Source organism: Catellatospora paridis, from assembly GCF_009720365.1.
In the GTDB taxonomy this organism is placed as follows: Bacteria; Actinomycetota; Actinomycetes; order Mycobacteriales; family Micromonosporaceae; genus Catellatospora; species Catellatospora paridis.
In genome coordinates this window covers 345,511-358,621 of sequence record NZ_WBZD01000016.1, presented here as the reverse complement: position 1 = coordinate 358,621, position 13,111 = coordinate 345,511, and the positions used below count along the sequence as shown (strand labels likewise).

Here is a 13,111-nt window from a genome sequence, read left to right as displayed (position 1 = left end):
CATGCTGCTACGACGTCCGGTGGCGGGGCGGCGCGGGCCGGGCCTGCTCGGCTCGGTGGCGCGCACCGCGGTGGTGGCGGGCACGGCCACGGCCGCGGCCGGCACGGTGCACCGCTGGTCCGAGCGCAGGAAGGCGGAGGTGGCCCGGGAACAGGCCGCCCAGCAAGCCGTGCACGACCAGCAGCAGCTCGCGCAGCCACCGGCCCAGCTCGACGCGGAGCAGCCGCAGCCCGCGGTTTCCCCGGCACCGCCAGACGGCAGGCGGCAGCAGCCCATGGCTTCACCGGCCGCAGCGCCGGTGTCGGGCGCAGTGGCTCCGACCTCCGCGGCCGTGGACCTGATGTCGCAGCTCAAGCAGCTGGCCGACCTCAAGGCCTCGGGCGTGCTGACGGACGCGGAGTTCAGCGCGGCCAAGGCGAAGCTGCTGGGCACCTGATGACCGAGCCCGAGGATTCTTCCCTGTCGGCGTGGGAGAGGCGGCTCGCCGGTGCCACGCACGAGGTGCACGAGCCTGCCCCGCGGCAGACCGGCGGGGGACCGGCCCGCACGCTGCGCTGGATCGGCGCGTTCCTGCTCGCCCTGCTCGCGGCGGTGCTGGTGCTGGCCTCGGTGACGGCGCGTTTCGCCCGCGCCGAACTGCTCGACACCGACAACTACGTCGAGACCGTCGCCCCGCTCGCCAGCGATCCACAGGTGCAGGCGGCGATCACCGACCGCGTCACCCACGAGATCATGGCGCGGCTGCCCCTGGAGAAGCTCGCGGGCGACCTGGCCAGTGCGGTCAACCTGCCGCGCGTACAGGCGGTGATCGACCTGGTGCTGCCCGCCGTGACCTCCTGGCTGCAGAGCCAGATCCACAAGGTGGTGCACGAGCTGGTCACCTCGCCACGCTTCCCCGCGGTGTGGAACCAGGTCAACCGCACCGCCCACCAGAACATCGAAGGGCTGCTCACCGGCCAGGGCACGCCCATGCTGCACAGTTCCGGCACCGACATCGTGGTGGATCTGGGCCCGGTGCTGGCCGCCGCGCGGCAGGAGCTGGTCGACCGCGGCTTCGGCCTCGCGGCCCGGATCCCCGACATGTCCATCCCGTACACCGTCGCCCAGGTGGACCAGCTGCCGGAGATCCAGCGCTACGTGCGCCTGCTCGACGTCAGCGCGACCTGGCTGCCGCCGCTGGCACTGCTGCTGCTGGGGCTCGCCGTGTGGACCGCCCCGAACCGGCGGCGCGGACTGATCCTCGGCCTGACGCTCAGCGCGCTGATGCTGGTCGTCGGGCTGATCGCCAACCAGATGGTCCGCGACCGGGCGGCGCAGCGGGCCACCGAGCGCGGCCTGAACCGGGCGGTGACGCTGGACGTCTACGACACGGTGCTCCGGTTCCTGGTCACCGCCCTGGTCACGGTGCTGGTGGCGGCGCTGCTCGCGGTGCTGTGGGCGCTGCTGGCGGGCCCGTCGCGGCCCGCGGTGCTGCTGCGCCGCGGCGTGAACGCCGTGCTCGACCGGGCCGTGCGGCCGCTGGCGCGCGAGTCGTGGGCGGTGCGGACGGGCGGGTTCGTACGCCGTCACTTCCGCTGGTTCGCGATCGTGCTCGGTGTGCTGGCCGGCTGGTGGCTGCTGGCCCGGCCGTCGGTGGCGACGGCGGTGTGGGCGTTCGTGCTGGCCGCGCTCGCCACGCTGGTGCTGACGCTCGCTCGGCGGATGCCCGCCATGGCCGCCGAACCGCTGCCCGCGGGCCCGCCGCTCGGCGCCGAGGCCCCCACGGCGGCCGCCGCTGCGGCCGGGGCGACGGTCGGCTCGTCCGGTGACGAGGCCGCCGAGCAGGATCTCACGGACGAGCCGACCCCGTGGGAGCTGTCGGAACCGCTGCCGACGGCGCAGGCCGCCCGGGCAGACGCCGAGGAGCCGGACACCGCCGCGGACAAGCCGGGAAAGCCGCGCAGACGAGGCCCGGCCGGGCCGCCCTCGCCTTCGGACGGATCGCCGACCGACCCCACCGACCGAGCGGTCGATCCGTAACTGGCGCGATTACGGCATGCTGACCCGCATGACCGAGCACGCGTCGTACCCCTGCCCGCTGTGCAGAGCCACCGCCACGCTGGGCGGTCCCTGCCCCGGTTGCGGCCGCGCACCGGACCCCGACGCGGCTGCGGTGCTGGCCTACGACGCGCAGATCACCGCGCTCGCGCCGCAGGTGGAGCAGGCGCGCAGCGCGTACGAGTCGCTGGCGGGGCAGCTGACGCGACTGCGCCAGGACCGTGAGGTGTACGCGTCGCGGGTCCGCGTGGCGGTGGCCCGGGAACGCTCGGCGCACCAGTCCACCCTGCTCACGCTGCCGCCGACCACCAGCAGCCTGCCGCAGCCCGCCGGCACCGTCCCGCCGACGGCAGGCACCCTGCCGCCCGTCGGCCGGCAGCCGGAGTCCTCGCCGCGCACCGTGCAGAACCTGCTGTTCATCCTGGGCGGGCTGCTGCTCGGCATCGCCGCGATCGTGTTCACCGCCGTGGCCTGGGCGACGTTCGACGTGGTCGGCCGGGCGCTGATCCTCGGCGTGCTCACCATCGGCGTGCTGGCCGTGCCGCCGCTGGTGCGCCGCCGCGCGCTGACCGCGACCGCGGAGACCTTCGCCGCGCTCGGCCTGCTGCTGGTCGTGCTCGACGGGTACGCCGTCTGGTACGTCAACCTCGGCGGCGTCGCCGATCACTGGGACCAGGGCTTCTACGCGGGCGCGGTGGCCACGTTCACCGCCCTGCTCGGCTACGGCTACGCGCGGGTCGTCGGGACCAGCGCGACCCGGTTCGGCGCGCTACTGGCGGCACAGCCCGCACTTCCCCTGTTCTTCCTCGAGTCGTCCGCCGACGTGGCGGGCTGGTCGGTCATCTTCACCGCGGTGGCTCTCGGCGACCTGCTGCTCTACCAGGTGCTGAGCCGGCGCACCACCGCTGGGGCGGCAGCCGTCGAGCCGACCGCCGGCGCGTCGGCACCGGACACGGCCAGGCCAGTCGCCGCGGACGACGCACAGCGGGATCCGGTCGCCGGGGCGGTGCCCGGGGATGAGCCGTCGCCGGACGAGCCGTCGGCCGTCGCGGCGTCCGTGCCGAGGCAGTCCACGCAGGAACCCGTCCCGGCCGGCTCAGCCCTGCCGTCGGGCGCTGCGGACCTTCCTTCCCCGGCGGACCTCCCGGCCAGAGCTTCGGCGCAGCCTGCGGGGGAGCTGCCGGGTCGGGCCGGGCTCCGGGTGCTGGCGGTGCTGGCATACCTGGGAATGCTGGGGGTCGGCGGCCTGCTGTCGCTGATCGCGTGGCTGCTCGGGGCCGATCCCGACACCGCGGTCACCGGCTCGCTGGCGCTGCTCGCCGCGGCCGGGGTGCTGGCGGCCGGGCTCTGGCAGGCCGGTAAGGGCACTTCCGCCGGGTTCGCCCGGCCCACGGCCGGTGGTGTGGTGACCGTGGCGCTCGCCGCGGCGCTGGCGCGACCAGGGCTCGTGCAGTGGCCGCACTACTGGCTTCTGGTGATGGCGGGCGCCGCGGCGCTGGTGACGATGCTGGTGGTGGTGCTGGGCGGGCCGCTGTCGGCCCGGTGGCCCGCGGTCCGCGCCGGGATGGCCGGCGGCGCGGCGCTGGCGCTGAGCGTGCCCGCGCTGTGCGCCGCGGGCTGGGCGCTGGGCGAGGGCTGGCAGTCGGTGCTGGACGCGACGCCGTGGTGGGCCGCCGAACCGGCGCGCTTCGACGGCTCGTACGGCTGGCTGCTGCCGGTGAGCCTGGCCGTGGTGGCCGTCGCGGCCTGGCTGCTCGCCGGTCCGCCGGTGCCGGCGGCGGTGCGGGCGTACGTCGCCGCCGGGGCCGTGCTGCTGCTCCCGCTGACGGTGCCGGGCCACCCGGCGCTGACGCCGTGGGCGGCGCTCGCCTGCGATCTGGTCGCAGCCGCCGTCGCGCTCGCCGTGGCACTGCTGCTGCGCCGCCACATCGTGCTCTGGGGCGCGGTGGCCGGGCTGCTCGCCGGGCACGCGCTGCTGGCCGGCGCGGGGAGCCAGGTGCTGTCGGCCTGGGCGCTGGGCGGCGTGGTGGTGCTCGGCCTGGCCGCGGCCGTGATCGGTTGGCGCAGTGCGCTGGTGCCGGACGGGGGGACGCGGACCGCCGCCGGGTCCGGCACGGTGAGCACCGCGAGCGCGCTGCACGGGGTGCGGGTGCTGGGCGGGGTGAGCGGCGCGGTGGCGCTGGCGCTGCTGCCGCCCATGGTGCACAGCGTGGTGGCCGCGGCCGGCGTCGACGACCCGTGGTCGCGCCGCGCGCTGCTGGTCGCCGCGGTGCTGACGCCGCTCTGGGTGTACCTGTCACCCGCCCGGCTGCGCGACTACGCCGTGCTCGGCGGCCTGGTGGGGGCGTTGTGGGCGCTGCCGGGCGGCCTGCCCGCGCAGGATTCCGCGGCGGTGTACGCGGCGCTGTGCACGCTGGCCCTGGCCCTGGTCGCGATGCAGTCACGATGGGCGCGGGCGGATATCCCGGCGCAGCTCGTGCTGGCGCTGACCCTGCTGATGTGCGCCGAGGCGCTGCACCTGATCTTCATCGCGCCGCTGAGCTGGCTGGACCGGATCTGGGCGGGCGATCCCGTCGGCACCGGCCTGAGCGCCTACCCGAGCGACCGGCTGCCCTGGGCGTACGCCGTCGCGCTGATGCTGCTCGCCCCTGCCGTCGCGGGGTGGTTCCGGCGGGGCGGCGGGCGGCTGATGGCGGTGTCCGGCGGGGTCGTGGCGGGGGTCGCCGGACTCGCGGCGCTGGCCGCCGCGCAGGCGCCGTGGCCGACGGTCAGTGCGGTGCAGCTGGTGCTCGGCGCGGGTCTGCTGGTGCTGGTCGCGCTGCGGCCCTACGGTGCGCTCACGCTGGCGGGCGGGCTGTTCGGGACGCTGCTGACGGTGGCCGGGCTGGCCGGAGCGCTGGCCGAGAAGTGGTCGACGATCACCGGACTGGCGCTGGTGTCCGTGACGCTGGCCGCGATCGCGGTGGGCGGGCGGACCCGGTCGGCGCGCACCGCCGGTTGGCTGGCCGGGGCGGCTGCCAAGGTGCTGCTGGCGGTCGCGATCGGCGAGGCGGCCGAGCTGAGTTTCGAGGTCACCGCGTACCTGGTGCTCGGGGTCGCGGCGCTCGTGCTGGGGCTGGCGTACGCGCCGTTCGCCCGGGAGCAGCGGGCCGCGGCGGAGGCGGCGGCCCACGCCGCGGTGCTGGTCGCGCTGTCGCTGTGCCACGGACACGTCCGGTCGATCGCCCTGGTGCTGGCGCTGTGGGGGGTCGCGGTCGGACTCACCGTGCTCGCCGCGCCGCGCCCACAACGGGTCCCGCGGGCCGCCGCGGCCGCGCTGTTGGAGTCGATCGCCTGGTGCGCGATCCTCGGCGCGAACGGCGTCGGCCTGCTGGAGGCGTACACCCTGCCGGTGGCCCTGCTCGCGCTGGCCGTCGGCTGGTATGCGGCACGTGCCCGGCCGGACCTGTCCAGCTGGCTGTACGCCGGCCCGGCGCTGGTCGCGGCGCTGCTGCCCAGCTTGGCGGGTGCGCTCACCGAGGAGTCTGGCACCCCGCTGCGGCGGCTGCTGCTGGGGCTGGGCGCGCTCGCGGTCACCGTGTTCGGCTCGGTGCGGCGGCTGCAGGCGCCGGTGGTGCTCGGCGGTGGCGTGCTGCTGGTGCTCGCACTGCACGAGCTGCTGTTGGTGCTGGTGTCGCAGCTGCTGCCGACGTGGGTGCCGATCGCGGTCGGCGGGGCGGTGCTGCTGGCGCTGGCCATCACGTACGAGCGGAGCCGCCGGGACCTGGCCAGGCTGCGGGGTGCCATCGGCCGGATGCGGTAACTCCCTCCCGCTGAGGCGTTCTGCCCGCAAGAATGGGGGAGAGTGCCACATTAGGGGGGAAGATGGACTTCTGGGACGTCTTCTGGCTGTTGCTGATCTTCATTCCGCTGCTGCTCATCTGGGGCTTCGCGATCGTGGACATCTTCCGCCGCGACGATCTCTCCGGCTGGCTCAAGGCGCTGTGGATCGTGGTCGTCGTCCTGCTGCCGTTCCTCGGCACGCTGATCTACCTGATCTTCCGGCAGCCCGGGGCCACCGCCCAGGAGCGCCGGGCGATGGATCGGGCCAGCCGCGAGTTCGTGGAGAAGTACTCGCCGAACGACTCGGCGCAACAGCTCAAACTGCTGTCCGACCTGCACGACCGGGGCAAGCTGACCGACGCGGAGTTCGCCGAGGAGAAGACCAGGGTGCTCGACGCCGCCCACGCGCACGACGCGCCGGCCGGTGACGCGACCGCTCCGTGGACCGGTCCGACCGCCGCTCCGACCGCCCCGGTCACGCCGCCCGCGGGTGCCGGCGGCCCTGCTGATCCCGGCGAGCCGCCCGCGACCACCGGTGGGAGCGAGCCGCCACGCCGCCCGCGGGGCTTCGGCGCATAGACGGCGGGCTGTGACGCTGGACGTTTGCGGGTTGCGGCAGGTCGCGCACCGAACCTAGGGTCTCTGACTATGAGGTTCGAGGTCAGTCATGTGCTGGATGCGATCGAGCGGCGGCTGGGCACCGACCCGGCTCTGGCCGCAGGGGTGCTCGACGTGGCTGAATTGATCTATTGCGCCGACCTGGACGGCGGTCGCCCCGCCAACCTGGTCCGGCTCGGCATGGTGGTCGACGGGCTCGCCCGCCAGGTCGGCGAGGAGCACGTCTCGGCGTACTGCATCGTCGACAAGTCCCTGCTCTCCAACCAGGACCTGACCTCCAACGAGCGGATGGTCATGCGCCGCTGGGGCGACGACGGTGTCGTCGAGGTCGTGGTCGGCGCGGCCGCGCGGGTCGTGGAGGTCTCCGAACTGACCGGCCTGCCGATCGTCTCGCGGGTGCTGCCCGCGGTGTGGTCGCCGCTGCCCGGCGCGGGCGGGGTCGTGCTGCAGCCGCGCGGACCGGTGCCGACCGGCCCGTCGCCGGTCGGTCGCCAGCTCACCGCGCGCTGGTGGCACTGCCCCGACCCGGACTGCGCCAACTTCGGCCCGGCCCGCCGCGGCAGCGGCCAGCCCGTGCCGCGGCTGCGCAACGGCCAGCCGATCTGCCCCCGGCACGACGCCCCGCTGGGCGACTCCGGGCCGCGCCCGCCGCAACAGGTGCTGGCGGTACGCGTCGACGGCGTGATCCGGACCCGGTTCGTGGTGACCGCCGCCGGGCCCGTGGTCGTCGGCCGCGCCCCCGACGGCGGCCAGGGCCAGGTCGGCATCCAGCTCGGCCCGTGGCTGAGCGAGGACGCGCGGGCCAAGGTCAGCCGGGCGCATGTGTCGGTCGCACTGAGCCCGCAGGGGGTCTCGGTCACGGACCTGAGCATGAACGGCACCCTGGTCCGCCTGGGCGGTGCCGCCGACGGGGAGCTGCAGCTCAGTCGGGGTGCGACGCGCCAGCTCGGGGTGTCCGACATCGTCGAGTTGTTCCCGGGCGTCGAGATCGGCCGCATCGGCGCGCTGGCCAGCAGCCGCCCCCTCGACTCCGCCTCCGTCATGTCCGACGCCCCCACCATGACCTTCCGTCCCGGCTACTGACCGGGGGAGTCCGCGACGGCGCGGCGACCGCTCTTCAACAGACGTTGGCCTATCTGGATGAGTTCGATCAACGAACAGTCATCTAGATAGGCCAACGTCTATGCGTGAAGCGGGTGGGGCCGGTGGAACGGTCGGGCGGTCAGGCGGCGCCGATGACCTCGGCGAGTTGGCGGACCGCCCAGGTGATCTCGTCTTCCTCGATGACCAGGGGCGGGGCCAGGCGGATCGTGGTGCCGTGGGTGTCCTTGGCGAGCATGCCGCGGGCCATCAGCTTCTCGGAGGCCTGGCGTCCGGTCATCACGCCCGGGTCGATGTCGACGCCGGCCCACAGGCCGCGGCCGCGCACCGCGGTGACGCCCCGGCCCATCAGCGCGCGCAGCTGCTCGTGCAGCATCGCGCCGAGTTCGGCCGAGCGGCGCTGGTACTCGCCGGTCTCCAGCAGCTTGATGACCTCGATGCCGACCGCGCAGGACAGCGGGTTGCCGCCGAACGTCGAGCCGTGCTGGCCGGGCTTGAGCACGCCGAGCACCTCGCGGCTGGCGGCGACCGCGGAGACGGGCACGATGCCGCCGCCCAGCGCCTTGCCCATGATGTGCATGTCGGGCTTGACGTCCTCGTGGTCCACGGCGAACGTGCGCCCGGTGCGGGCCAGCCCGCTCTGGATCTCGTCGGCCAGGAACAGCACGTTGCGGCTGCTGCACAGGGCACGTACGCCCGACAGGTAGCCGTCCGGCGGGACCAGCACGCCGGCCTCGCCCTGGATCGGCTCCAGCAGCACCGCGACGGTGTAGTCGTCGATCGCCTCGGCCAGCGCCTCCAGGTCGCCGTACGCGACGATCTCGAAGCCCGGGGTGTACGGCCCGAAGTCGGCCCGCGCGTCCTCGTCGGTGGAGAAGCTGATGATCGTGGTGGTGCGGCCGTGGAAGTTGTCCGCCGCCACGATGATCTTCGCCTGACCGTCCGGCACGCCCTTGACCTGGTAGCCCCACTTGCGGGCCACCTTGACCGCGGTCTCCACGGCCTCCGCCCCGGTGTTCATCGGCAGCACCAGGTCCTGGCCGGTCAGCTCGGACAGCCGGTGGCAGAACTCGGCGAACTGGTCGTGGATGAACGCGCGGCTGGTCAGCGTGAGCCGGTCCAGCTGGGCGTGCGCGGCGGCGATCAGCGCCGGGTGCCGGTGGCCGAAGTTCAGCGCCGAGTATCCGGACAGGAAGTCCAGGTAGCGCCGTCCGTCCACGTCGGTCACCCAGCAGCCCTCGGCCTCGGTGATGACGACCGGCAGCGGATGGTAGTTGTGCGCCGTGTACCGCTCCGCCTCGTCTACCGCAGACGGCGTACGGCTGTCGACGATCGAGTTCATGACCGTAGCTCCAGGGTGCAGCACTTGGGTCCACCACCGGCCAGTCGCAGCTCGGAGACGTCGACTCCGATCGGCTCGTAGCCGGCCTTGCGCAACTCCTCCGCGAGGTGGGTGGCCTGGACCGGCACCACGACGTTCTCGCCGTCGCTGACCGCGTTGAGTCCCAGCACCTCCGCATCCTCGATGTTAGCGATGACGGCGTTCGGGAACAGCTGACGCAGCACATTCTGGCTGCCGGGCGAGAACGCCTCGGGCAGGTACGCGATGTTGGCCGGCTTGCCGTCGGCGCCGGTCGTCAGCACCGCGAGCGCGGTGTCGAGGTGGTAGAAGCGCGGGTCCACGAGCTGGAGTGTGATCACGGGGCGGCCGAAGATCTCTTGCACCTCGGCGTGCGACGCGTGCGCGGTGCGGAAACCGGTGCCCGCGAGCACGTAGTCGCCCGCGAGCAGGATGTCGCCCTCGCCCTCGTTGACGTGCTTGGCGTCGTGCACCTCGTAGCCGGCGCGCTCGGCCCAGTCGCGGTAGGCCGGGCCCTCGTCGGCGCGCTCGGCGTGCCGGAACTGCGCCGTGAACATCTTGCCGTCGATCACCGTGCCGCCGTTGGCGGCGAAGACCATGTCGGGCAGGCCCGCGATGGGGTCGATGAGCTCGATCTGATGTCCCAGGTTCTCGTACGTGGCCTTGAGGCTCTCCCACTGGCTGATGGCCAGAGTGGTGTCGTACGGCGCGGCGGGGTCCATCCAGGGGTTGATCTTGTAGGTGACGGCGAAGTGGGTGGGCCGGCACATCAGAAAGCGCTTCTGCATGGCCCTAACGCTAGAGGGGAAGATCGCAGCATAACCATCATTCGCTCATGCTTATGACCTTGGTTTCTTGCGTAGTTCACCCTGTCGACCAACGATCCGTTGCGTCAACCCCGGCAGGCGCTTTCCGCGACCCGTGGCCGCCCCGCCCGCCCTCCGACCGTAGCGCGCCGCCATGATCGCCCGACTTGCCCGGCAGGTGGGCGAAAGCGGCTCAAGATACGCACAGGTGCCTGGCAAGTCCGATGACCTTGCGCGGCGCGCCCGCCGCACGCGCGGCTGCGCGGGGCGTGTTCTGCGGGGCGCTGAACTGTCGTTAAAGTGCGGCGCATGACTGACAGCCAGAGAGTAGCGATCGTCACCGGCGCGGCCCGGGGCATCGGTGCGGCCACCGCCCAGCGGCTCGCCGCCGACGGGTTCGCCGTCGCCGCCGTCGACCTCACCGAGGACAACTGCGCCGACACCGTCACCGCGATCACCAAGGCCGGCGGCCGGGCCATCGCGGTCGGCGCGGACGTCTCCGATTCCGCCGCCGTGGACGCCGCCGTGGCGCACGTCGCGGCCACCCTCGGCGCACCGTCGGCGCTGGTCAACAACGCCGGCGTGCTGCGCGACAACCTGCTGTTCAAGATGAGCGACAGCGACTGGGACACCGTCATGTCGGTGCACCTGCGCGGCGCGTTCCTGTGCAGCCGGGCCGTGCAGAAGCACATGGTCGAGCAGAAGTACGGCCGGATCGTGTCCCTGTCGAGCACCTCGGCGCTGGGCAACCGCGGCCAGGCGAACTACGCCGCCGCCAAGGCCGGCCTGCAGGGCTTCACCAAGACCCTGGCCATCGAGCTGGGCCCGTTCGGCATCACCGCCAACGCGGTCGCGCCGGGCTTCATCGTCACCGAGATGACCGCCGCCACCGCGGCGCGCGTCGGCGTCGACTTCGAGGCGTTCCAGGCCGCGCGGGCGGCGGAGACCCCGGTGCGCCGGGTCGGCACTCCCGCCGACGTCGCGCACGCGATCTCGTACCTGGTCAGCGAGGGTGCCGGCTTCGTCACCGGCCAGGTCATCTACGTCGCGGGCGGCCCCCGCGGCTGACCGGCCCCGGCGACCCCGCGCGCCGCACCCCGTTTGACATAAACGTTGGCCTATCTGGATGAGTTTTCGGCGATCGAACTCATCCAGATAGGCCAACGTCCATGAAAAGCTACCCACGGGTATTGTGATCTAGCTCACGGCGTGGTTACCTCTCGGTAACTTTTTCGAAGCAAGGCCGACACCCCGTGAGGTCCGCCGTGAGGAGATCCCTATCCCTCCTGACGGTGGTCGTGCTGGCGCTCGTCACCTGGCCCGCCCCCGCCCAGGCCGCCGCCCCGACCACCGGCTTCCGCTTCATCGACGTCACCGCCCTCGACGGGACGGTGCTCAAGGCCAACGTCATCGAGCCGACGAGCCCCGGCCGGCACCCGGCCGTCGTCTTCCCGGCCAGCTGGTCCCTCAACGACCTGGAGTACATCGCCCAGGCCGCCGCCCTGGCCCAGGGCGGCTACACCGTGCTGTCGTACACCCCACGCGGCTGGTGGGCCTCCGGTGGCGAGATCGACACCGCCGGCCCGAAGGACATCGCCGACGTCTCCCGCGTCCTCGACTGGCTCGTCGCGAACACCACCGCCGACCCGTCCCGCATCGGCATGGCCGGCGTCTCCTACGGGGCCGGCATCAGCCTGATCGCGTCCGGCCACGACGCCCGGATCCGGGCCGTGGCCGCCCTGTCGGGCTGGAGCGACCTGGTCGCCTCGCTGTACGGCGGGGACACCCGGCGGCTGCAGTCCTCGGCCCTACTGGTCGGCTCGGCGGCGCTGCTCGGCGACACCAGCGACGAGTTCGACGCGATCATCGGCGACTTCTACGCCAACCGGAACATCGCGGGGGTCAAGGAGTTCGCCCGGCTCCGCTCGGCGGGCACCTACCTGTCCGGCATCAACGCCAACCGCCCGGCGGTGCTGCTGGCCAACGGGTACGGCGACACCATCTTCCCGCCGAACCAGCTGGTCGACTTCTACGGCGCGCTGGCCGGGCCGAAGCGGCTGGAGTTCGCGCCCGGCGACCACGCCATCCCGGAGCTGACCGGCCTGATCGGGCTGGACAACCACGTGTGGACCTCGGTGCGGCGCTGGTTCGACCGGTTTCTGTCGGGCATCGCCAACGGCATCGACGCCGAGCCGCCGGTGGTGCTGCGCTCGCTGACCGGCGGGGCGGTGGAGTCGTACCCGAACTGGGCCGCGACCGCCACCTCGACCAGTCGCTACGGCCTCGGCGAGGTCAACTGGCTGACCGGCACCGGCAAGCTCGGCGGCACGGCGACCACCGGCTGGTCGCGGCGGACCTGGTTCAACGACGACACGGTCGCCGCGGGCGGCATCGTGCTGCTGTCCAACGGGCTGCAGGCGCTGACCGGCATCCCGCCGACGGCCTGGCTGCCCGCGGTGGACCGGGACAACGGCGCGGTGTGGATCGGCGACGAGGCGACCAGCACGGTGCGCATCCGCGGCAGCGCGACCGTGCACGCCCGGTTCACCCCGACCGAGCGCAGCGGCACCATCGTGGCGTACCTCTACGACGTCGACTGGGCCGGCACCGGCAAGCTGATCACCCACGCGCCCGTGTCGTGGCTGAACGCCACCGCGAACACCGCCCGCACGGTCGACATCGCGCTGCCCGCGACGAGCTGGGACCTGCCCGCCGGGCACCGGCTCGCGCTGGTGGTCGACGGCCATGACGGCCTCTACCTGGACGAGAACGGCTGGCTGGGCTCGGTGCTGTTCTCGGGCCAGTCCTGGGTGGATGTGCCGGTGCGCTGAGGGGAGATCGCTGTCCGGTGTCATGATCTGCGGTCGGACCCCAGATTCTGACACCGGACAGCGATCATCGGGGTGACTCCGCCGCGGCGAAGCGGGTCAGTCGGCGGTGCTGCCGCGCGGGGGCACCACCAGGGCGTAGATGACCAGGATGCAGAGCGCGATGTTGATCAGCGACCAGAACGGGTAAACCGGCAGGTAGAGCATCTGGAGCAGGGCGGTCGCGCCGGCCAGGCCGATGCCCGCGCCGCGGGCCCACTCCTTGCCGGACCAGATGCCCGCGCCGACGGCGATCAGCACCGCGCCCAGCAGGACGTGCAGCCAGCCCCAGGTGTGCAGGTTGAACAGGTACAGCTCGCCCTGGGTCGACGTGGCGTACGCGGCATACCGGTCGTTGGCGATCGCAAAGATGCCCTCCACCACGTTGAACACCCCCAGTAGCAGAATGAGCAGGCCGGCGAAGGACAGCCAGCCCGAGCCGATGCGCTCGGTCGCTTTCGCCACGGTCGACATAGCACCCACCTTCGTGCGAAACGGAC

At 73.0% G+C, this 13,111-nt stretch carries 10 protein-coding genes; 7 read left to right on the top strand and 3 right to left on the bottom strand.

Annotated elements, in window-relative coordinates:
* Window position 1 precedes the first annotated feature (1 nt).
* From F9C41_RS30905 to F9C41_RS30885, 5 genes are all read left to right on the top strand, one after another.
* A complete protein-coding gene (locus F9C41_RS30905) occupies window positions 2-436 on the top strand; it encodes an SHOCT domain-containing protein (RefSeq protein ID WP_155390317.1) in 435 nt (144 codons plus the stop codon).
* A complete protein-coding gene (locus F9C41_RS30900; RefSeq protein ID WP_155390316.1) occupies window positions 436-2,019 on the top strand; it encodes a hypothetical protein in 1,584 nt (527 codons plus the stop codon). The genes F9C41_RS30905 and F9C41_RS30900 overlap by 1 nt, the downstream gene beginning before the upstream one ends.
* Window positions 2,020-2,047: 28 nt before the next feature.
* Complete coding sequence (locus F9C41_RS30895; protein ID WP_155390315.1) at window positions 2,048-5,839, top strand: SCO7613 C-terminal domain-containing membrane protein; 3,792 nt, start codon at window positions 2,048-2,050, stop codon at window positions 5,837-5,839.
* 62 nt (window positions 5,840-5,901) lie between these two features.
* The gene (locus tag F9C41_RS30890; RefSeq protein WP_196280028.1) at window positions 5,902-6,438 is read left to right on the top strand and encodes an SHOCT domain-containing protein; all 537 of its coding nucleotides are present in this window, start codon (window positions 5,902-5,904) and stop codon (window positions 6,436-6,438) included.
* A gap of 69 nt (window positions 6,439-6,507) precedes the next feature.
* A complete protein-coding gene (locus tag F9C41_RS30885; RefSeq protein WP_155390313.1) occupies window positions 6,508-7,560 on the top strand; it encodes an FHA domain-containing protein in 1,053 nt (350 codons plus the stop codon).
* 139 nt (window positions 7,561-7,699) lie between these two features.
* On the opposite strand, the gene rocD is transcribed toward F9C41_RS30885, so the two are convergent.
* The gene (gene rocD, locus F9C41_RS30880) at window positions 7,700-8,920 is read right to left on the bottom strand and encodes an ornithine--oxo-acid transaminase (RefSeq protein ID WP_155390312.1); all 1,221 of its coding nucleotides are present in this window, start codon (window positions 8,918-8,920) and stop codon (window positions 7,700-7,702) included.
* Window positions 8,917-9,726: a dimethylargininase gene (ddaH, locus tag F9C41_RS30875; RefSeq protein ID WP_196280027.1), complete on the bottom strand. Its 810-nt coding sequence runs from the start codon at window positions 9,724-9,726 to the stop codon at window positions 8,917-8,919. Before ddaH ends, rocD begins: the two co-directional genes overlap by 4 nt.
* A 327-nt stretch (window positions 9,727-10,053) precedes the next feature.
* Between ddaH and F9C41_RS30870 the strand changes: the two genes are divergently transcribed.
* Both F9C41_RS30870 and F9C41_RS30865 read left to right on the top strand, forming a co-directional pair.
* On the top strand, window positions 10,054-10,812 hold the full coding sequence (locus F9C41_RS30870; RefSeq protein ID WP_155390311.1) for an SDR family oxidoreductase: 759 nt from the start codon (window positions 10,054-10,056) through the stop codon (window positions 10,810-10,812).
* A 197-nt stretch (window positions 10,813-11,009) separates the two neighbouring features.
* Complete coding sequence (locus tag F9C41_RS30865) at window positions 11,010-12,575, top strand: CocE/NonD family hydrolase (RefSeq protein ID WP_155390310.1); 1,566 nt, start codon at window positions 11,010-11,012, stop codon at window positions 12,573-12,575.
* 96 nt (window positions 12,576-12,671) lie between these two features.
* On the opposite strand, the gene F9C41_RS30860 is transcribed toward F9C41_RS30865, so the two are convergent.
* Window positions 12,672-13,085 (bottom strand): DUF7144 family membrane protein, encoded by a 414-nt coding sequence (locus F9C41_RS30860; protein ID WP_120318234.1) that lies wholly within the window; start codon window positions 13,083-13,085, stop codon window positions 12,672-12,674.
* Window positions 13,086-13,111: the final 26 nt, after the last annotated feature.